A 17152-nucleotide genomic window follows, 5' to 3' on the forward strand; every position below is an offset into this window, starting at 1 on the left:
GCTCCTTATGCCGCCGCCGAGGCCTGGGCCGGCGCGGCCGCCATGGCCTCGCCGCCCATTTGCACGGCCTTGACGATGTTCTGGTAGCCGGTGCAGCGGCAGAGATTGCCGTCCAGCAGCTCGCGGATCTCGGTCTCGCTCGCCTTGGGGTGGTGGGTGCACAGGTCGATCGCGCTCATCACCATGCCCGGGGTGCAGAAGCCGCATTGCAGGCCGTGGCATTCCTTGAAGGCGGCCTGCATCGGATGCAGCGTGCCGTCGGGCTGCGCGACGCCCTCGATGGTGGTGATCTGGGCGCCGGCCACCTGCGCCACAAGCACGTTGCACGACTTGACCGCGCGGCCATCGACCAGGATCGTGCAGGCGCCGCACTGCGCCGTGTCGCAGCCGACGTGGGTGCCCGTGAGGTGGAGGTGCTCCCGGATCGCTTGCACCAGGAAGGTGTTGGGGGGCGCATCGACCGTGACCGCGCGGCCGTTGACCGTGAATGGAACCTGCATGTGGCTGTCTCCGTAGGGTGATGGCTGAGAGGCTGAGCAACTGGAATGTTGGCTGCGGGCCCGGGCCATCACCCTAGGCAAAACCCTAGGCGCTTGCGGCTCTCCCTTGAAATTCTCAAAATGAAACATGCTGCTGCCCGGCAGCCCCTCACCATGCGTCGATGGCGACGCCCTCCATCACGATGACCATCTCTTCCGCGCCCCTGCCCGAACGCTCGCTCGCCATTGCCCAGGCGCGGCGCCAATGGATCGAGGGCGAACCGGCCGGCGCACGCGGTGCCCGCATCGAACCCTGGCTGGTGCGCTCCTGGCAACGCTGCCTCGCGGTGGGCCACCGGCCGCAGCACCGGGTGAGCTTCGATCCGGTCACGCGCCAGGCAATCCATCGCGTGGCGGAGCGCAACCAGGCCCTGCTCGCGGCCGCGCGGCCGGTACTGGCGCGGCTCTCGCGCGCCATCGCCGACACCCGCTACTTCGCCATCCTGACCGACGCCGAAGGCATCGTGATCGAGGTCGGCGCGCTGCCCGGCGGCAGCGACCCGACGGACCGCCATGCGCGCAACATCGCGCGCGTGGGCGTCGACCTCTCGGAGCGCGCGGTCGGCACCACCGCCATCGGGGCCGTGCTGGCCGAGCACGAGTCCGTGTGGCTGCACCGCGGCGAGCACTTCTTCGAGGACACCGGCATCTACAGCTGCGCGGGCGCCCCGCTGTTCGGCCCGCAGGGGGAATGCATCGGCATGCTGGACCTGACCGGCGTGCAGGTGGCAGAGCGCCCCGAGCTGCGGCACCTGGCTGAGCAGTCGGCGCACAGCATCGAGAACGCGATGGTGCACAACCACCCATGCGCACTGCGCCTGCGCCTGGACTGGCCGGGCTACGGCGCCGGGCCTGGCAGCGAAGGCCTTCTCTGCATCGATGCCGACGGCCGCGTCACGGCCAGCAATACGGCGGCGCGCCAGATGCTGCACCAGCCAACGGGCGCGCTGGCCACGCCGCACTGCAGCGACCTGTTCGCGCTGCCGCCGCAGATGCTGTTCGACGCGGCACGCCGCGGCGATGCGGTGCTGGAGGTGCCGCTGTGGTCCGGCCTGCGCGTGCAGGCGAGGCCGCAGCTCGCCGACGGCGTGCCGTTGCCGCACGCAGCGAGCCCGGAACGCCCGCGGCTGCGCGATGTAGAGACGGCGCTGATCCGCCGTGCCGTCGACGACGCACGCGGCAACGTGGCCGAGGCGGCGCGGGCGCTGGGCATCAGCCGCGCGACCGTCTATCGCAAGCTGGGCCGGGGGCGGGGTCCAAGGCTGCATGAGCCGCACGGCCGCTCCGAAGGCTCATAGCACCGCAGCCGAAGGCGAAGGTACTCCAGTAAGCCGCACGGCTGCTCGGCGCCTCGTCGGCCAAGACCGACGCCAGCGCCCGAAATCCCCGCGCAAGCGCGAGCGCGCCGACCCTTCCAGAATCACGACATGAACACAAGCTACGCAAGCGTCGAGCCCTCCCGCGAAGAGGTCGACGGTCTCCCCGGTTCCACAATCGTGGAGTTCGGCGCTCCCTGGTGCGGCATCTGCAAGGCTGCGCAGCCGCTGATCGCCAAGGCGCTCGCCGGCGCGGGGCCGCTGCGCCACCTCAAGATCGAGGACGGCAGCGGCCGGCCGCTGGGCCGCTCCTTCGGCGTCAAGCTCTGGCCCACGCTGATCTTCCTGCGCGACGGCCGTGAGGTGGGGCGGCTGGTGCGGCCCACCAGCGTGAACGCGATCTCGGACGAGCTCCACCGCCTCGCCCAGCCTGCCTAGGGTATCGCTCCCTCTCCTGCGGGAGAGGTTGGGGTGAGTGAGAGCACCGGGCCTGCGAACCCGACGCTGCTTCAGTCGGCTTTCCGCGCCTTTTCGTAGACCCGCGGCTGCGTCAGCACCTCGTGGCGCAGCGCATCCTCGAGCTCGGCCTCGGTCATGAGTCCGCGCCTGAGAACCACCTCGCGCACATTGGTCCCGTTGGCGTAGGCTTCGGCGGCAACCTCCGTCGCCTCCTTGTAGCCGATGATCGGATTGAGCGCGGTGACCAGCGCGATCGAGCGCTCGATGCTCTCGCGCAGCCGGTCCGGGTTGGCGGTGATGCCCTTCACGCACAGGTCGGCCAGCGTCGTGCAGCCGTTGGTCAAATGCTTGAAGCTGCGGAACAGCGCGCTGGCAATGATCGGCTCGAAGGCATTGAGCTGCAGCTGCCCGCCCTCGGCCGCGAAGGTCACGGTCAGGTCATTGCCGAACACCTCGAAGCAGATCTGGTTCATCACTTCCGGGATCACCGGATTGACCTTGCCCGGCATGATCGAGGAGCCGGCCTGCATCGGCGGCAGGTTGATCTCGCCGAAGCCCGAGCGCGGCCCGCTGGAGAGCAGCCGCAGGTCGTTGCAGGTTTTCGACAGCTTGACCGCGATGCGCTTCAGCACACCCGACAGCTGCACGAAGGCGCCGCAATCCTGCGTCGCCTCGATCAGGTTGGGCGCCGTGGAAAGGTCGAGCCCGGTGATCGCGCGCAGCGCCGCCAGCGCCTTGCCCACGTACTGCGGATGGGCGGTGATGCCGGTGCCGATGGCCGTGGCGCCGAGGTTGATCTCGCGGATCAGCGCCGAGGCTTCGGTCAGGCGGGCGATGTCTTCCTCCAGCATGACCGCGTAGGTCGAAAACTCCTGGCCCAGCGTCATGGGCACAGCGTCCTGCAGCTGGGTGCGGCCGATCTTGAGCAGGTGCGCGAACTCCGTGGCCTTGGCGGCGAAGGCATCGCGCAGATGCGCCATGGCCGCCAGCAGGCGCTCGATCGCGAAGCAGGTCGCAACGCGGATCGCCGTCGGGTACACGTCGTTGGTGCTCTGCGCCATGTTGACGTGCTCGTTGGGGTGCAGGTACTGGTACTCGCCGCGCTGGTGGCCCAGGATTTCCAACGCGCGGTTGCAGACCACCTCGTTGGCGTTCATGTTGGTGGAGGTGCCCGCGCCGCCCTGGATCACGTCGACCACGAACTGGTCGTGCAGCGCGCCGTGGCGGATCTCCTCGCAGGCCGCCACAATGGCATCGCGCAGCTCGGGGGGCAGCAGCCCAAGCTCGGCGTTGGCCTGCGCCGCCGCTTCCTTGACGGAGGCCAGCGCGATCAACAGCTCCGGGAACGCCGAGATGGTGGTCCCCGAGATCTGGAAGTTCTCCTTGGCGCGCAGCGTGTGGACGCCGTAATAGGCCTCGGCTGGGACCTCGCGGTCACCCAGCAGGTCGTGTTCGATGCGGAACTTGCTCATGCTTGCTTCCTTCCTTGTTGGTGCGACCGGTCTTGCTTCGGGGTTGCACCGGAGTGTGCGCTCAACGCGCTTCGCCGCAAAGCCGGACCCGGACCCGGCGCATTCACGGGCGGGCGTGTCACAAGCGCGTGCCGCCGCGCGTCTTGAGTGCATGGAGGGCCGCATGGGGTGGCGCTCCGCATCCCTTTCCAAGGAACATCTCATGACGCACGTTGCCCGCATCCCCTTCCACCAGCTCGCCCCCAAGGCCTTCCAGTCCCTGCTCACCCTCTCCGGCGCGGTCCGCAAGGACCTGCTGGGCCATCGGCTCTACGACCTCGTGCTGCTGCGCGTGTCGCAGATCAACGGCTGCGCCTTCTGCATCGACATGCACTGGCGCGACCTGATCAAGCAGGACCTCGACGCGCGCCATCTCAACGCACTGGCCGGGTGGCGCGAGGCGCCCTTCTTCACCGAGCGCGAGCGCGCGGCGCTGGCCTGGGCCGAGATCGTCACCGCCATCCCGCACCGGGACCCGAGCGACGAGGAGTTCGCCAAGCTGAAGGCACAGTTCTCCGACGAGGAGATCGCCGAGCTCGGCTTCACCATCGCGGTGATCAACGCCTGGAACCTGCTCAACGTGAGCTTCCGCAACCCGGTGCCGGAAAGGGCCTGAAGAGCCCGGCGCTCTCCGGGCGCCGCATGCGGAACCGCGGCCATGGGCTCTACGATCGGCCCATGGCCACCCTTTCCCCCGATGCGTCCCAGCCGGCGCGGCTGCAGCACCTGGACGCGCTGCGCGGCTTCGCGCTGGCGGGCATCCTGATCGTCAACATCGCCTCCTTCGCCTCCGCCTACTACATCGCGGCCGTGCCCGATCCGCTGTTCGCCCGGCCTGCCGACCGCGCCGCGCGATGGCTGGTGGCCTTCCTGTTCGAGACCAAGTTCTACCTGCTCTTTTCCTTCCTCTTCGGCTACAGCTTCACCTTGCAGATGAGCGCGGCCGGGCACAGCCGCGCGGCCTTCGTGCCGCGCATGCTGCGCCGGCTGTGCGGGCTCGCAGTCATCGGCCTGGCACACGCGGTCTGGCTCTATCACGGGGACATCCTGTGCGTCTATGCCGTGCTGGGGCTGGTGCTCCTGGCCGCACGCGGCCAGAGCGAGCGTCAGGCGCTGCGCCGCGCCTGCTTCCTCACCGTGCTGCCGGCGATCACCCTGATCGTGCTGGGCTGGTTGCAGCTGCGCGCCGGCGAGTTCACGGATCTCGCCGGTGCCCTCGCGCGGGCGCAGGTCGCGCAGCAGGCCTGGCTGGGCTCGCCCGCCGATGTGGTCGCGCAGCGCCTGCGCGAGTGGCGCAACAGCTGGTGGGTGCTGGTGCTGGTCCAGGGACCGTGCGCGTTGGCCATGTTCATGGCCGGCTTCGCGGCGGGACAGCGCCGCGTCTTCGCGCACCTCGATGCCTGGCGCAGCCTCTGGCCGCGCCTGGCCGCCTGGGGCCTGGCCGTGGGAGTGCCGGGCGCGGTGTTCTATGCCAATGCCACGGTGTGGGGCGCCGGTTCCGGCCGGGACATCCTGGGCCTGGGCGTGAGCCTCCTGACCGCCCCCTTCCTCAGCGCCGCCTACGTGGCCCTCGCGCTGATGCTGTTCCAGCGCGATGCAGGCGTGCGCGTCGTTCGCGCACTGGCGCCCGCCGGGCGCATGGCGCTGTCCAACTACCTGCTGCAGTCGCTCGCGTGCTCGCTGATCTTCACTGGCTATGGGCTCGGCCTCATGGGCCGGGTCTCGCCGGGGTCGAGCGTGCTGATCGCGCTGGGCCTCTTCGCCGGCCAGATGGCGGCGAGCGCCTGGTGGCTGCGCCGATTCGCCTACGGCCCGGTGGAATGGGTCTTGCGCGCGCTGACCATCGGCGGCTGGCCGGCAATGCGCAGGACGGCGCAGCGCACGGTGCGCTGAGGCTCAGGCGACGCCGCGCACCAGCTTCACCAGCCTCTCCAGGGTCTTGAGCGCCGTCTCCGACGTCGCGTCGAACTGCGCGTGCGCGATCGCGCCGTCGACCGCCAGCGCGATCAACTGGGCGTCTCTTGCGCGCTGGCGCGAGGGCGGCAGCAGCTTCTCGATTTCGGTGGTCATCGCGAGCTTGTGGTCGCGCGCGATCTCCAGCACCTCCGGCAGCGCACCGCCCAGCTCGCCCACGCTGTTGAGAAATGCGCAGCCGCGAAAGCCCGGGTCCGAGAACCACTCGCGCAGGGCCGGCACGAGCGCATCGGCTCCCTTGCTCCCGGCGGCGCCGTGACGCTGGAGCGCATCGACGAACCAGGCCATCCAGCGCTCGTGGCGATAGGCCAGGAAGGCGCGAACCAGCTCGTTCTTGCTCGGAAAGTGCCGGTAGAAGGTGAGCTTCGCCACACCCGACTCGGCAATCACGCGGTCGATGCCGGTGGCACGGATGCCCTCGCTGTAGAAAAGGTCGTGCGCGGTCAGCAGGATGCGGTCGCGGGCTGGAAGCTCCTGGCGCTGCGGAAGTTGTGCGGTCGGCATGCGAGGCATTGTAGACAGCTCTGTCTACCTGGGCTAGACTGGGCATGTAGACAGTTCTGTCTACTCCGTACATCCCACCTCCTTCAATCAGGAACTCGCCATGGAAACCCGCCCGCCCCTGCCGCCCTTCACGCTCGAAACCGCCACCCAAAAGGTCCGCCTGGCCGAGGACGGCTGGAACTCGCGCGACCCAGCCCGCGTGGCGCTGGCCTACAGCGAGGGCACGCGCTGGCGCAATCGCGCCGAGTTCCCGGTCGGTCGCGCTGCCGCGCAGGCCCTGCTCGAACGCAAGTGGGCGCGCGAGCTGGACTATCGCCTGATCAAGGAGCTGTGGGCCTTCGGCGGCCCGCGCATCGCGGTGCGCTTCGCCTACGAATGGCACGACGATGCGGGCAACTGGTTCCGCAGCTACGGCAACGAGAACTGGGAGTTCAACGACGCCGGCCTGATGACGCACCGCCACGCGAGCATCAACGACCTGCCGATCAAGGAGAGCGAGCGCAAGTTCTTCTGGCCGCTGGGGCGGCGGCCGGACGAGCATCCGGGGCTGAGCGACCTGGGGCTTTGAACTGACGGAACAGCCCGCCGCAATGTTTTCACGCCATCGGCCCGGTGCGAGCGGTCCTGTGGTTGGATGCGCCCCGGCCCAGATCCATGTGGGCAATGGGAAGCCCTATCCCGGCAACGCCACCACCACGGCCGCCTCGTCGACCGTTGCCAGCACGCGCTGCCGCGCACGCAGCCCCGAGCCGCCGGGCGCGAAGCCGACGAGCTGCAGTCCGCCTTCGAGCGCCATCGCGATCTCGTCCCCGTCCTCCCCGCGCGACACGCCCTGCACCACGCCGGCAAGCTGGTTGCCGCGGGCCCGGCGCGGCTCGGCGGCACGGGCGATGCGCACCGCCGTCGCCTTGCACAACGCAATCGCCTCCATGCCTTCGGCCAGGTCCAGGAGCTCGGCGCTCTCCTGCGTGATCCGCGCAGCCATGGGCTGCACGCCGCCCAGCAGGAGCTGCACGCGGACGATGCGGCCTGTGGATTCGATCGACTGCACGGTCGCCGGCAGCTGGTTGCGCATGCTCGTGCGAATGGCCAGCCGCGCTACCGCCGATCCCGCACCCACCGGCCCGCCACGCGAGTGGACCTCGCGGCGCGCCCGCGCCAGCGCGTCGGCCAGCTCGAGCAGATGAGTGCCATGCGCAGTGAGCGAGGCTCCCCCACCGCCAGCACCGCCCACCGCCCGCTCCACCAGCGGCACGCCGGCCAGGTTGGTGAGCGTCGCGACCGCCTGCCACGCGGCCTTGTAGCTCACTGCAGCCTCGCGCGCGGCTTGCGAGATGCTGCCCGTGCGGCCGATGCCGCGCAGGATGTCGATGCGCTTGTCGCTCATGCCGTGGCCGAGCGCGTCGCCGAAGCGGGGAGATGCCATGCGCGGCATTGTGCCGCCGGGCCTTACACTTTCGCTATTCCTTCGATGAATAGCGAAAGATGACCTGCACCTCCCCGCTCTCGCGTTCGCTCGCTGCCCTGCTCGCGCTGGCCGCATCGCTGGCCGCCCACGCGGCCGAGGTCCAGGTCGCCGTCGCGGCCAACTTCGCCGGACCGATGAAGGTGCTGGCTGCCGACTTCGAGAAAGCGACGGGCCACAAGGCGGTCCTCTCCTCGGGCTCGACGGGCAAGTTCTACGCACAGATCCGGAGCGGTGCGCCCTTCGATGTCTTCCTGGCAGCCGATGCCGAGTCGCCGGCCAAGCTCGATAGGGAAAGCGCGACCGTGCCGGGCAGCCGCTTCACCTACGCGACCGGCAAGCTGGTGCTGTGGTCGGCCCGGCCCGACCTGGTGGACGCCAAGGGCGAGGTGCTCGAGCGCGGGCAGTTCGCGCACATCGCGCTTGCCGCGCCCAAGCTCGCGCCCTACGGGGCGGCAGCCGTCGAGACGATGACGCGGCTGGGCGTGCTCGCCCGGCTGGAGCCGAAGTTCGTGCAGGGCGAGAGCATCGGCCAGGCCTTCGGCTTCGTTTCCAGCGGCAATGCGGAGCTCGGCTTCGTCGCGCTGTCGCAGGTGTCGGAGAACGGCAAGCTCAAGAGCGGCTCGGCCTGGATCGTGCCGGCCGAGCTGCACAGCCCGATCCGTCAGGACGCGGTGCTGCTGGCCCGCGGCAAGGACAATGCGGCCGCCGTGGCGCTCGTGGCCTTCCTCAAGTCCGACGCCGCCAAGGCGGTGATCCGATCCTTCGGCTACGGCGTCTAGGAACGGCGTCCACACATGCTCACCGCCGCCGACCTGGCCGCCATCGTCCTCACGCTCAAGCTGGCGGCACTCACCACGCTGATCCTGCTGCTGCTGGGCACGCCCCTGGCGTGGTGGCTGGCGCGCACGCGCTCGGCCTGGAAGAGCCCCGTCGGCGCGCTGGTGGCCCTGCCGCTGGTGCTGCCGCCCACCGTGCTGGGCTTCTATTTCCTGGTGACGATGGGGCCGAACGGGCCGATCGGCGCCTTCACCCAATGGCTGGGCGTTGGCCTGCTGCCCTTCAGCTTCGCGGGGCTGGTGATCGGCTCGGTGCTGTATTCGATGCCCTTCGTGGTGCAGCCGATCCAGAACGCGTTCGAGGCCATGGGCAGCGAACCGCTGGAGGCGGCGGCGACGCTGCGGGCCTCGCCGGTGGACCGCTTCTTCAGCGTGGCCCTGCCGCTCGCGCGGCCCGGCTATCTCACGGCCGTGGTGATGGGCTTCGCGCACACGGTGGGCGAGTTCGGCGTGGTGCTGATGATCGGCGGCAACATCCCCGAGAAGACGCGCGTGGTGTCGGTGCAGATCTACGACCACGTCGAAGCGCTGGAGTACGCGCAGGCGCACTGGCTGGCCGGCGGCATGGTGGTCTTCTCCTTCCTCGTGCTGCTGGCGCTCTACGCGCTCAATCCCACCGGGCGGCGGCGATGAGCGATGCGGCGGGCATGGGCGTGCAGGCGCGCCTGAAGGTCGAGCACCCCGGCTTCTCGCTCGAGGTCGCGCTGGCGCTGCCGGGCCGCGGCGTGAGCGCGCTCTTCGGGCCCTCGGGCTGCGGCAAGACCACTTGCCTGCGCGCCATCGCGGGGCTGCAGCCGACGGCCGGCGGCTCGGTGGTGGAGATCAACGGCGAGCGCTGGCAGGACGACACGGTCTTCGTGCCGACGCATCGGCGCGCGCTGGGCTACGTGTTCCAGGAGACGCGTCTCTTCGCGCACCTCGACGTGCGGCGCAATCTCGAATACGGCATGAAGCGGGTCGCGGCCGCGCAGCGCCGGGTTCCGGTGATGCAGGCGGTGGAGCTGCTGGGCATCGGCCACCTGCTGGCCCGCCGGCCCGACACGCTCTCGGGCGGCGAGCGCCAGCGCGTGGGCATCGCACGTGCACTGGCCACCAGCCCGCGGCTGCTGCTCATGGACGAGCCCCTCGCCTCGCTCGACCTGCAGCGCAGGCGCGAGATCCTGCCCTACCTCGAGCGGCTCCATGCCGAGCTCGACATCCCGGTCATCTACGTGAGCCACGCGCCGGACGAGGTCGCGCGCCTGGCCGATCACCTGGTGCTGATGGAGGGCGGGCGCGTGGTCGCCAGCGGCCCGGCCCCTGCACTGATGACACGGCTCGATCTGCCGCTGGCGCACGGCGACGCGGCCGGCGCACTCGTCGAGGCCAGCGTCACGGGTTCCGATGCGGCCTTCGGCCTGACGCAGCTCGCGTTCGCCGGAGGCACGCTGTGGCTGCCGCACGGCGGCGCGCGCCTCGGCCAGGCCGTGCGGGTGCGCATCCAGGCGCGCGACGTGAGCCTCACGCTCACGCCCCATGCCGACAGCAGCGTGCTCAACATCCTGCCCGCGACGGTGACCGATCTCGCGGAGGACGGCCCCGCGCAGGTCATGGTGGGGCTGGATGCCGGCGGCGCTCGCCTGCTCGCGCGCATCACGCGCAAGTCGGCCGCGCTGCTGCGCCTTCGCGAGGGCACCGCCGTGCATGCGCAGGTGAAGGGCGTGGCCATCGTCGAGTGATGTCGCGGTCCGTCACGCGCCGACCGGCACCTTGTCCAGGAAGCCCGTCACCGAGCGCAGCTTGCCGGACTCGAGCTGCGCGAAGTCCGTGCCCACGACCAGGTCCTCGGCACCGCTCGGGCCCAGCGTCCACGAGAAGCGCAGGTGCTCGCCATGCGCGTCGGGCTGGCCCTTGAGCTTGAAGCGGAAGCCCGGATAGCGCTGGTGCACGGCGCCGACCAGCGCGCTGATCTGCGCGTGGCCGTTGCCCTGCATCAGCGGGTCGACGTAACGCGCGTCGGGGCTCCAGTGGGCCTCGAGCAGCTTCAGGCGGCGCTCGGCGTCGGTCTCGTTCCAGACGGCGATGTACTGTTCGGCGATGCGCGCGGCATCGGGTGCGGCGGTGTTCATGGTGACAACTCCTTTTCGTCTTCAGGCCCGCAACGGCGCGGGGTGAGCGAATGGTTGCAGCGGGCGCGCCGCGGGTCGATGACGTGGGAGGTCATGGGCGGTTGGCACCGTCGCTGTGTCCTTGCTGCGGCAACGGCACCTTCGCCCGGCGAGGCCGCGCACGGCGCACTACCATGCAGGGCAGTTCTTGAACGGAGCAGGTCATGAGGATCGCGGTGATGGGTGCGGGTGCGGTGGGTTGCTACTACGGCGGAATGCTGGCGCGCGCGGGGCATTCGGTGGTGCTGATCGGGCGGCCGCAGCATGTGGAGGCGATCCGCCGCGACGGCCTGCTGCTGGACACGCAGTCCTTCCAGGAGCGCGTGCCGCTGGAGGCCAGCACCGAGGTCGATGCGGTGCGCGATGCCGGGCTGGTCCTCTTCTGCGTGAAGTCCACCGACACCGAGAGCGCCGCGGCGGCGATGCGGCCGCACCTGGCGCCGGATGCGCTGGTGCTCACGCTGCAGAACGGCGTCGACAACGCGACGCGCCTGCAGGCCGCCCTGGCGCAGGAGGTCGCCGCGACGGTCGTCTACGTGGCCACCGAGATGGCCGGGCCGGGCCATGTCAAGCACCACGGGCGCGGCGAGCTGGTCATCGCACCCTCGGCCAGGAGCGCCGAGATCGCCGAGCTGCTGATCGCCGCCGGCGTGCCCACGCAGGTCTCCGACAACGTGACGGGCGCACTCTGGGCCAAGCTGATCCTCAATTGCGCCTACAACGCCATCTCGGCGATCACGCAATTGCCCTATGGCCGCCTGTCGCAGGGCGAAGGCGTGCAGGCCGTGATGGCCGACGTGGTGCGCGAATGCCTGGCCGTGGCCGAGGCCGGCGGCGTGGCCGTGCCGGGCGACACCTGGGCGGCCGTGCAGCGCATCGCCGAGACCATGCCCGCGCAGTTCTCCTCCACCGCGCAGGACCTGGCGCGCGGCAAGCGCAGCGAGATCGACCACCTCAACGGCTACGTGCTGCGCCAGGGCGAGGCGCTGGGCGTTGCGACGCCGGTCAATCGCGTGCTGCACACGCTGGTCAAGCTGCTCGAGGCGCGCGCCGCGGCTGCGGGCTGAAAGCGCCCGCTCGGCCAAGCTCGGATTTTTCCTTCATCGAGGCGGGCCGTCGTCCGCCTGCTGCGCGACGGCTGCACAGCCAGTGTCGAGGCGTCGACGAGCCCGCCTTCCATGATCACCATGCCGAATGCCACACCCCTGCACCGCCTCGCGCTTCGCGACGCCCACGGCGATTTCCGGGTCGTGATCGAGGCCAACCAGGGCTCGCGCAACAAGCTCAAGTACGACCCGGAACGGGCCATGATGGAGCTCCATCACGTGCTGCCGCTCGGCGTGTCCTTTCCCTACGACTTCGGCTTCCTCCCGAGCACCCGGGGCGCCGATGGCGACCCGCTCGACGCGCTGGTGCTGATGGACGAATCGGTGCCGCCTGGCGCGGTGGTGCCCTGCCGCCTGGTGGGCGTGATCGAGGCCGAGCAGAAAAAGAAGAAGGGCCGGACCGAGCGCAACGACCGCTTCCTGATGGTCGCGTCCTCCTCGCACCGCTTCCGGCAGTGCAAGGATCTGGCCGACATCGCGAACGATGTGCTGGAAGAGGTCGAGCGCTTCTTCGAGTTCTACAACCGGCAGCGCGGCGTGAGCTTCAGGCCCATCGCGCGCCACGGGCGACGCAAGGCCGAAGCCCTGCTCAAGGCCGGCGAGCGCGGCGCTGATTGACCGTATCTCGCTCAGGCCGGAGCACCGCTCGGTGCCAGGGCCTTCGTGCGTCGCGGCTCCCTCGCGCCGTAGCGGTCCATCGCCAGCCCGTCGGTGCGGATGTCGGGCCGACGCCCCATCACCTGGTCGGCCACCAGCTTGCCGGAGCCGCAGGCCATGGTCCAGCCGAGCGTGCCGTGGCCCGTGTTGAGGTACAGGTTCGCGAACGGCGTGGGCCCGATGATCGGGGTGCTGTCGGGCGTCATCGGCCGCAGGCCGGTCCAGAAGCTGGCGCGCGGCAGATCCCCGCCGGGGAACAGCTCGCCGACCACCCGCTCCAGCGTCGCGCGCCGCTGCGGGTTGAGGCGCAGGTCGAAGCCAGCCAGCTCGGCCATGCCGCCCACGCGGATGCGATCGTCGAAGCGCGTGATGGCGATCTTGAAGGTTTCGTCGAGCACCGTGGACTGCGGTGCCAGCGCGGGGTCGAGCAGCGGCACGGTCAGCGAATAGCCCTTGACCGGATAGACCGGGATGTCCAGCCCGAGCGGCGCGATCAGCGCGCGCGAATAGCTGCCGAAGGCGAGCACATAACGGTCGGCCTTGAGCACCTCGGCCTTCGGCCCGGCCAGCCGCACGCCGGCGATGCGTCCGCCTTCGGTGAGCAGGCTCTCGACGGCCTCGTCGAAACGGAAGACCACGCCCAGCCCGCGCGCCACCTCGGCCAGGCCGCGGGTGAACAGGTGGCAGTCGCCCGTCTCGTCGTTCGGCAGGCGCAGGCCGCCGGCCAGGCGCGGCGCGCTGCGCGCCAGCGCGGGCTCGACCGCGGCGAGCTGGTGGCGGTCGAGCAGCTCGAAGGGCACGCCGCACTCCTCCAGCACCGCGACGTCGCGCTGCACCGCGTCGAGTTGCGCCTGCGTGCGAAAGAGCTGCAGCGTGCCCTGGGTGCGGTGCTCGTAGCGCACGCCGGTCTGCGCGCGCAGCTCGCGCAGGCAGTCGCGGCTGTACTCGGCCACGCGCATCATGCGTTCCTTGTTGGTGGCGTAGCGCTCGGGCGAGCAGTTCTTGAGCATCGCCGCCATCCAGCGCAGTTGGAACAGGCTGCCGTCCGGCCGGATGGAAAGCGGCGCGTGCTTCTGGAACATCCACTTGAGCGCCTTCAGCGGGATGCCCGGCGCGGCCCAGGGCGTGGAGTAGCCGGGCGAGACCTGGCCGGCGTTGGCGAAGCTGGTTTCCTCCGCGGGCCCACGCTGGCGATCGACCAAGGTCACCTCGGCACCGGCGCGCGCCAGGTAGTAGGCCGTCGTGATGCCGATGACCCCTCCGCCCAGAACAACTACTTTCATGGCAAGCTCCCTGAATTCAAGCGAGAAGCAGAGGTTATTCATCTTCATGCCATAAACTTCACTCAAATTTGCCCGTAACCCAGTGCTTCTTGCTGTCGAGACCGGGCGTTGGGGCTTCCAGGAGTGAAATGACCGAGCTCGACCGTATCGATCGCAAGATCCTCGAGATCCTGCAGCGGCAGGGCCGCATCCCGATGACCGAGCTGGCGCAGCAGATCGGCCTGTCGACCTCGCCCTGCACCGAGCGCGTGCGGCGCATGGAGCGCGAAGGCGTGATCACCGGCTACCACGCCCGCATCGACCCGCAGGCCGTCGGCAAGACGCTGCTGGTGTTCGTCGAAATCACGCTCTCCGCCAAGTCGGCCGACGTTTTCGACAAGGTGCGCGCCGAGCTGCTGCACGTTCCCGAGGTGATGGAATGCCATCTGGTCTCGGGCGGCTTCGACTACCTGGTGAAGGCGCGGCTGCGCGCGATGAGCGACTACCGGCGCCTGCTGGGCGACCTGCTGAAGAAGCTGCCGGTCTCGGCCGAGTCGAACAGCTATGTGGTGATGGAAGAAGTCAAGGAAAGCCTCTACCTGCCGCTGGACCGCTGAACCCAATCGTCTTCGCGAGCCGGCACAAAAGAAGGATTCACTCGTGCGGCGAGTCGAATATATTGCACATCGCCGAGAGTTGTGGGCAAAATCTCTACATGTCCACGCTGCACGAAATAGGGAGCGCCGTTCGCGTTCGCAGAACCGAGATAGGGCTGACGCAGAATGCGCTTGCTCGCATCAGCGGACTCTCGCGGTCCACCATCAACGCTGTCGAAAAGCAGACGATCGGCAATCTCAGCATCCAGAAGGCAGAGAGGCTCCTCGAATCAATCGGGCTGTCGATGAGCGTGACTCCCGGCCATGCAAGCCGCCAGCCCGGCCCTTCGAAGGTGCCGCCGAGCCGGACGGCCCTCGAACGGGCCGCGCTGACGGCAAGCGTCAGCTACGGAACGAAGCTCAAGCCGCAGGACCTCGAAACGGCGCTGCTCACAGGCGAGGCACCCGAAGCGATCAGACCCCACCTGCAGGTGCTCTTGGACGAGGCACCGATGTCCCTGCTGGCGAAAGTGGTCGACGAGCTTCACCGGAAGACATGGATCGAACCGGCGCCGATCTGGCATCAGATGCGCCGGCTGGCATGCGATCTTCAATGCTTCCGGGCGATATGGAAATGACGGCGATCGACTTTTCGCGCTCCGGCCCATGGCGCGAGCTGTGGCCGCAGGCCCTGCGGCTGATGTCCCATCTCGAGAAGGTCACGATCGATCCCCCGTGGACTTTCGGGGGAGGCACGGCGCTGATGCTTCGCTTCGATCACCGGCTCAGCAAGGACATCGATCTGTTTGTGCCCGATCCCCAGTACCTGGGGCACGTCAATCCGAGGCTTGGAGGCCCCGCTGAAGAGCTGACCAGCGAGTATGAAGAGAACGCCCAGTTCATCAAGCTTCAGCTTGAGGCAGGGGAAATCGACGTGGTTGTCGGCGAACCATTGACGGCCCCGCATTACGAATGGGTCCACTATGAAGAGCGACGGGTACGGGTCGAAACCTCCGCGGAAATACTTGCCAAGAAGATGTGGCATCGCGGCGATCAGGCCAAGGCCAGGGATCTCTTCGACCTCTGCACCGTGGCAAGCTTCGAACCAGCAGCCATCGATGCTGCGCTGCCTTACATGGAACGCCATGCCGCCGCGTTTCTTGGGCGCCTCGACGCACGTGTCGAAGCGACCGAGAACGAGTTCAACCTGATCGAGGCGCGCTCATTTCAGAGGCCATTTGGGGAATGCCTGGTCATGGCCCATGCGATCCTCGAGCCGCTGATTCCTGCCGAAGAACGATCCTGGAGTCCGGCCCGCTAGAGTACTGCAAAGAAAGCCGGGATGAAGTCATTGCTCGGATGGGCCGGGGTCGCCAAGGTGCTGAGCGGTGTCGCCGCCGTGCTGCTGCTGGTCGTGGTGGGGGCGCTGGTCGCCGGCATCCCGCAGAACGCCGCCGGGATGGCGGCCAAGGGCATCTGCTCCGCGGCGCTGGTCGCCGGCCGGCCGATGACGACGCTGCTCGCGGACGACGTGCTGCCGGCCAGCCCGGTGCTGCGATTGATCACCATCGAGGTGGACCACGCGCGCCAGAGCGTCACCGGCCGATTTGCCGGGCTCTTCGCGCGCACCGCGGTCCGCCTGCCCGATCGCGGCTGCGTGCTCGATCTGCCGGCTGCTGCGGTGCCCGCGCCACCGCCGCCCGTAGCCTCCGACGCCCTCTGGCCCGCCGGCGACGCACCGATGACGACAGAGCAATGGAGCGACGCGGCCGCCGCGAACCGGTTGAAGCAGGTGGTCGATGGCGCTTTCACCGGCGCCGGCGATCCGCAGGCCGCGAACGCGCGCGGCGTGGCCGTCGTGCAGCACGGCCGCCTGCTGGCCTTGCGCCTCGCGCCGGCCTTCAGCCCCTCGACGCCGCTGCACGGCTGGTCGATGGCCAAGACGGTGAACGCCATGCTGGCCTACAAGCGGGCGGCCGAGTCCGGGCTGGCGCTGGAGACACCGGTGGTCGATGCTTTCGCGCCCGGCCGCGCGCCGGCCTGGACCGCCGCATGGCGCGCGGACGCGCGCCGGGACATCAAGGTCTCGGACCTGTTCTACATGCGCGACGGGCTGGCGAATGTCGAGGACTACAACCCGTGGGGCACGGTGCCGGAGATGCTGTGGGGCGAGCCCGATGCCGCCGCGTACGCCGCGGCCTCGCCCGCCGAGGCGGCACCCGGCACGCGCTGGCGCTACCTGTCCGCAACCGCCAACATCCTCTCCGCCGTGGCGCGCGGTCGCTTTGCCGGAGACGCCGAGTACTGGGCCTATCCGGCCCAGGCCTTGTTCGGGCCGATCGGCGCGCGCACCGCGTTCATGGAAACCGACACTGCCGGCAACTGGGTCGGCTCGTCCTACCTGTGGGCCAGCATCGGCGATTGGGCGCGCCTGGGCCAGCTGCTGCTGGATGACGGCCGCTGGGGCGAGCGCCAGGTGCTGCCGCCGGGCTTTCTCGCGCTGGCGACAACGCCTGCGATGCCCGAGGGCGCGGGCCACGGCTATGGCGCCCAGGCCTGGCTGCTCGGCGACCCGGCGGGCGGTACCTGCAGGGGGCACGGCCTGCCGGCGGACATCGTCGCGATGAGCGGCCATTGGGGGCAGGTGGTCGCCGTGGTGCCCTCGCGGAGCGCGGTGATCGTCCGCCTCGGCTGGACCTTCAGGCGTTCGCAATTCGATGCGTGCCGCTTCATCGGCCAGGTGCTGCAGGCCTTGCCGCGCTGACGCTGCGGCAGTT

General features: G+C 69.4%; 20 protein-coding genes. 14 read left to right on the forward strand and 6 right to left on the reverse strand.

What is annotated here, in order from left to right; genetic code table 11:
- Window positions 1-5: 5 nt before the first annotated feature.
- Window positions 6-500 (reverse strand): (2Fe-2S)-binding protein, encoded by a 495-nt coding sequence (locus ACMGEZ_RS24845; protein ID WP_436824945.1) that lies wholly within the window; start codon window positions 498-500, stop codon window positions 6-8.
- Window positions 501-682: 182 nt separating this feature from the next.
- Between ACMGEZ_RS24845 and ACMGEZ_RS24850 the strand changes: the two genes are divergently transcribed.
- Window positions 683-1837: a helix-turn-helix domain-containing protein gene (locus tag ACMGEZ_RS24850; RefSeq protein WP_436824946.1), complete on the forward strand. Its 1155-nt coding sequence runs from the start codon at window positions 683-685 to the stop codon at window positions 1835-1837.
- Between the two features lie 129 nt (window positions 1838-1966).
- Window positions 1967-2293, forward strand: a complete 327-nt coding sequence (locus ACMGEZ_RS24855) for a thioredoxin family protein (protein WP_436824947.1) — start codon at window positions 1967-1969, stop codon at window positions 2291-2293.
- 71 nt (window positions 2294-2364) lie between these two features.
- Here the strand turns inward: ACMGEZ_RS24855 and aspA are convergent, their stop codons facing one another.
- Window positions 2365-3786, reverse strand: a complete 1422-nt coding sequence (gene aspA, locus ACMGEZ_RS24860; RefSeq protein WP_436824948.1) for an aspartate ammonia-lyase — start codon at window positions 3784-3786, stop codon at window positions 2365-2367.
- A 202-nt stretch (window positions 3787-3988) separates the two neighbouring features.
- On the opposite strand from aspA, the gene ACMGEZ_RS24865 reads away from it, so the two are divergent.
- Together ACMGEZ_RS24865 and ACMGEZ_RS24870 are read left to right on the forward strand one after the other, a co-directional pair.
- Window positions 3989-4441: a carboxymuconolactone decarboxylase family protein gene (locus tag ACMGEZ_RS24865; protein WP_436824949.1), complete on the forward strand. Its 453-nt coding sequence runs from the start codon at window positions 3989-3991 to the stop codon at window positions 4439-4441.
- 62 nt (window positions 4442-4503) lie between these two features.
- Window positions 4504-5718 (forward strand): DUF418 domain-containing protein, encoded by a 1215-nt coding sequence (locus ACMGEZ_RS24870; protein ID WP_436824950.1) that lies wholly within the window; start codon window positions 4504-4506, stop codon window positions 5716-5718.
- A 3-nt stretch (window positions 5719-5721) separates the two neighbouring features.
- Here ACMGEZ_RS24870 and ACMGEZ_RS24875 read toward each other — a convergent pair whose 3' ends face one another.
- On the reverse strand, window positions 5722-6303 hold the full coding sequence (locus tag ACMGEZ_RS24875) for a TetR/AcrR family transcriptional regulator (protein WP_436824951.1): 582 nt from the start codon (window positions 6301-6303) through the stop codon (window positions 5722-5724).
- Window positions 6304-6403: 100 nt separating this feature from the next.
- On the opposite strand from ACMGEZ_RS24875, the gene ACMGEZ_RS24880 reads away from it, so the two are divergent.
- Entirely contained in the window at window positions 6404-6871 is a 468-nt protein-coding gene (locus tag ACMGEZ_RS24880) for a nuclear transport factor 2 family protein (RefSeq protein WP_436824952.1), read from the forward strand.
- A gap of 105 nt (window positions 6872-6976) precedes the next feature.
- Here the strand turns inward: ACMGEZ_RS24880 and ACMGEZ_RS24885 are convergent, their stop codons facing one another.
- Window positions 6977-7729: a TOBE domain-containing protein gene (locus ACMGEZ_RS24885; protein ID WP_436824953.1), complete on the reverse strand. Its 753-nt coding sequence runs from the start codon at window positions 7727-7729 to the stop codon at window positions 6977-6979.
- A 59-nt stretch (window positions 7730-7788) separates the two neighbouring features.
- Here ACMGEZ_RS24885 and modA point away from each other — a divergent pair, with 59 nt between their 5' ends.
- Genes modA through modC form a run of 3 tightly spaced genes read left to right on the forward strand, consistent with a single transcriptional unit; the run spans window position 7789 to window position 10325 of the window.
- Window positions 7789-8550, forward strand: a complete 762-nt coding sequence (gene modA, locus ACMGEZ_RS24890; RefSeq protein WP_436824954.1) for a molybdate ABC transporter substrate-binding protein — start codon at window positions 7789-7791, stop codon at window positions 8548-8550.
- A gap of 15 nt (window positions 8551-8565) precedes the next feature.
- A complete protein-coding gene (gene modB, locus ACMGEZ_RS24895) occupies window positions 8566-9240 on the forward strand; it encodes a molybdate ABC transporter permease subunit (protein ID WP_436824955.1) in 675 nt (224 codons plus the stop codon).
- On the forward strand, window positions 9237-10325 hold the full coding sequence (gene modC / locus ACMGEZ_RS24900) for a molybdenum ABC transporter ATP-binding protein (protein WP_436824956.1): 1089 nt from the start codon (window positions 9237-9239) through the stop codon (window positions 10323-10325). The genes modB and modC overlap by 4 nt, the downstream gene beginning before the upstream one ends.
- Window positions 10326-10337: 12 nt before the next feature.
- Here the strand turns inward: modC and ACMGEZ_RS24905 are convergent, their stop codons facing one another.
- Window positions 10338-10715 carry a nuclear transport factor 2 family protein gene (locus tag ACMGEZ_RS24905; protein ID WP_436824957.1) on the reverse strand — a complete coding sequence of 126 codons (378 nt, stop codon included), beginning with the start codon at window positions 10713-10715 and terminating at the stop codon, window positions 10338-10340.
- A 203-nt stretch (window positions 10716-10918) separates the two neighbouring features.
- Here ACMGEZ_RS24905 and ACMGEZ_RS24910 point away from each other — a divergent pair, with 203 nt between their 5' ends.
- Window positions 10919-11821 (forward strand): ketopantoate reductase family protein, encoded by a 903-nt coding sequence (locus ACMGEZ_RS24910; RefSeq protein ID WP_436824958.1) that lies wholly within the window; start codon window positions 10919-10921, stop codon window positions 11819-11821.
- 111 nt (window positions 11822-11932) lie between these two features.
- Complete coding sequence (locus ACMGEZ_RS24915; RefSeq protein ID WP_436824959.1) at window positions 11933-12478, forward strand: inorganic diphosphatase; 546 nt, start codon at window positions 11933-11935, stop codon at window positions 12476-12478.
- Between the two features lie 11 nt (window positions 12479-12489).
- On the opposite strand, the gene ACMGEZ_RS24920 is transcribed toward ACMGEZ_RS24915, so the two are convergent.
- Window positions 12490-13842, reverse strand: a complete 1353-nt coding sequence (locus ACMGEZ_RS24920) for a D-amino acid dehydrogenase (protein ID WP_436824980.1) — start codon at window positions 13840-13842, stop codon at window positions 12490-12492.
- Between the two features lie 86 nt (window positions 13843-13928).
- Here ACMGEZ_RS24920 and ACMGEZ_RS24925 point away from each other — a divergent pair, with 86 nt between their 5' ends.
- From ACMGEZ_RS24925 to ACMGEZ_RS24940, 4 genes are all read left to right on the forward strand, one after another.
- Window positions 13929-14396: an Lrp/AsnC ligand binding domain-containing protein gene (locus ACMGEZ_RS24925; RefSeq protein ID WP_436824960.1), complete on the forward strand. Its 468-nt coding sequence runs from the start codon at window positions 13929-13931 to the stop codon at window positions 14394-14396.
- Window positions 14397-14494: 98 nt separating this feature from the next.
- Window positions 14495-15013 (forward strand): helix-turn-helix domain-containing protein, encoded by a 519-nt coding sequence (locus tag ACMGEZ_RS24930; protein ID WP_436824961.1) that lies wholly within the window; start codon window positions 14495-14497, stop codon window positions 15011-15013.
- Window positions 15010-15696, forward strand: coding sequence for a nucleotidyl transferase AbiEii/AbiGii toxin family protein (locus ACMGEZ_RS24935; protein ID WP_436824962.1), 687 nt, complete (start codon window positions 15010-15012; stop codon window positions 15694-15696). Before ACMGEZ_RS24930 ends, ACMGEZ_RS24935 begins: the two co-directional genes overlap by 4 nt.
- 21 nt (window positions 15697-15717) lie before the next feature.
- Window positions 15718-17139 carry a serine hydrolase domain-containing protein gene (locus tag ACMGEZ_RS24940; RefSeq protein ID WP_436824963.1) on the forward strand — a complete coding sequence of 474 codons (1422 nt, stop codon included), beginning with the start codon at window positions 15718-15720 and terminating at the stop codon, window positions 17137-17139.
- The last annotated feature ends 13 nt before the right edge of the window (window positions 17140-17152 follow it).

This window comes from Variovorax stachyos, from assembly GCF_051400855.1.
In the GTDB taxonomy this organism is placed as follows: domain Bacteria; phylum Pseudomonadota; class Gammaproteobacteria; order Burkholderiales; family Burkholderiaceae_C; genus Variovorax.

Bases quoted from the DNA above. Each gene is read 5' to 3' on its own strand.
- ACMGEZ_RS24925 (WP_436824960.1), top strand. From the start codon at position 13,929: ATGACCGAGCTCGACCGTATCGATCGCAAGATCCTCGAGATCCTGCAG.
- ACMGEZ_RS24905 (WP_436824957.1), bottom strand. From the start codon at position 10,715: ATGAACACCGCCGCACCCGATGCCGCGCGCATCGCCGAACAGTACATC.
- ACMGEZ_RS24855 (WP_436824947.1), top strand. From the start codon at position 1,967: ATGAACACAAGCTACGCAAGCGTCGAGCCCTCCCGCGAAGAGGTCGAC.
- modC (WP_436824956.1), top strand. From the start codon at position 9,237: ATGAGCGATGCGGCGGGCATGGGCGTGCAGGCGCGCCTGAAGGTCGAG.
- ACMGEZ_RS24865 (WP_436824949.1), top strand. From the start codon at position 3,989: ATGACGCACGTTGCCCGCATCCCCTTCCACCAGCTCGCCCCCAAGGCC.
- ACMGEZ_RS24850 (WP_436824946.1), top strand. From the start codon at position 683: ATGACCATCTCTTCCGCGCCCCTGCCCGAACGCTCGCTCGCCATTGCC.
- ACMGEZ_RS24870 (WP_436824950.1), top strand. From the start codon at position 4,504: ATGGCCACCCTTTCCCCCGATGCGTCCCAGCCGGCGCGGCTGCAGCAC.
- modB (WP_436824955.1), top strand. From the start codon at position 8,566: ATGCTCACCGCCGCCGACCTGGCCGCCATCGTCCTCACGCTCAAGCTG.
- aspA (WP_436824948.1), bottom strand. From the start codon at position 3,786: ATGAGCAAGTTCCGCATCGAACACGACCTGCTGGGTGACCGCGAGGTC.
- ACMGEZ_RS24915 (WP_436824959.1), top strand. From the start codon at position 11,933: ATGATCACCATGCCGAATGCCACACCCCTGCACCGCCTCGCGCTTCGC.
- ACMGEZ_RS24880 (WP_436824952.1), top strand. From the start codon at position 6,404: ATGGAAACCCGCCCGCCCCTGCCGCCCTTCACGCTCGAAACCGCCACC.
- ACMGEZ_RS24910 (WP_436824958.1), top strand. From the start codon at position 10,919: ATGAGGATCGCGGTGATGGGTGCGGGTGCGGTGGGTTGCTACTACGGC.
- ACMGEZ_RS24940 (WP_436824963.1), top strand. From the start codon at position 15,718: ATGAAGTCATTGCTCGGATGGGCCGGGGTCGCCAAGGTGCTGAGCGGT.
- ACMGEZ_RS24875 (WP_436824951.1), bottom strand. From the start codon at position 6,303: ATGCCGACCGCACAACTTCCGCAGCGCCAGGAGCTTCCAGCCCGCGAC.
- ACMGEZ_RS24920 (WP_436824980.1), bottom strand. From the start codon at position 13,842: ATGAATAACCTCTGCTTCTCGCTTGAATTCAGGGAGCTTGCCATGAAA.
- ACMGEZ_RS24935 (WP_436824962.1), top strand. From the start codon at position 15,010: ATGACGGCGATCGACTTTTCGCGCTCCGGCCCATGGCGCGAGCTGTGG.
- ACMGEZ_RS24930 (WP_436824961.1), top strand. From the start codon at position 14,495: ATGTCCACGCTGCACGAAATAGGGAGCGCCGTTCGCGTTCGCAGAACC.
- ACMGEZ_RS24885 (WP_436824953.1), bottom strand. From the start codon at position 7,729: ATGGCATCTCCCCGCTTCGGCGACGCGCTCGGCCACGGCATGAGCGAC.
- ACMGEZ_RS24845 (WP_436824945.1), bottom strand. From the start codon at position 500: ATGCAGGTTCCATTCACGGTCAACGGCCGCGCGGTCACGGTCGATGCG.
- modA (WP_436824954.1), top strand. From the start codon at position 7,789: ATGACCTGCACCTCCCCGCTCTCGCGTTCGCTCGCTGCCCTGCTCGCG.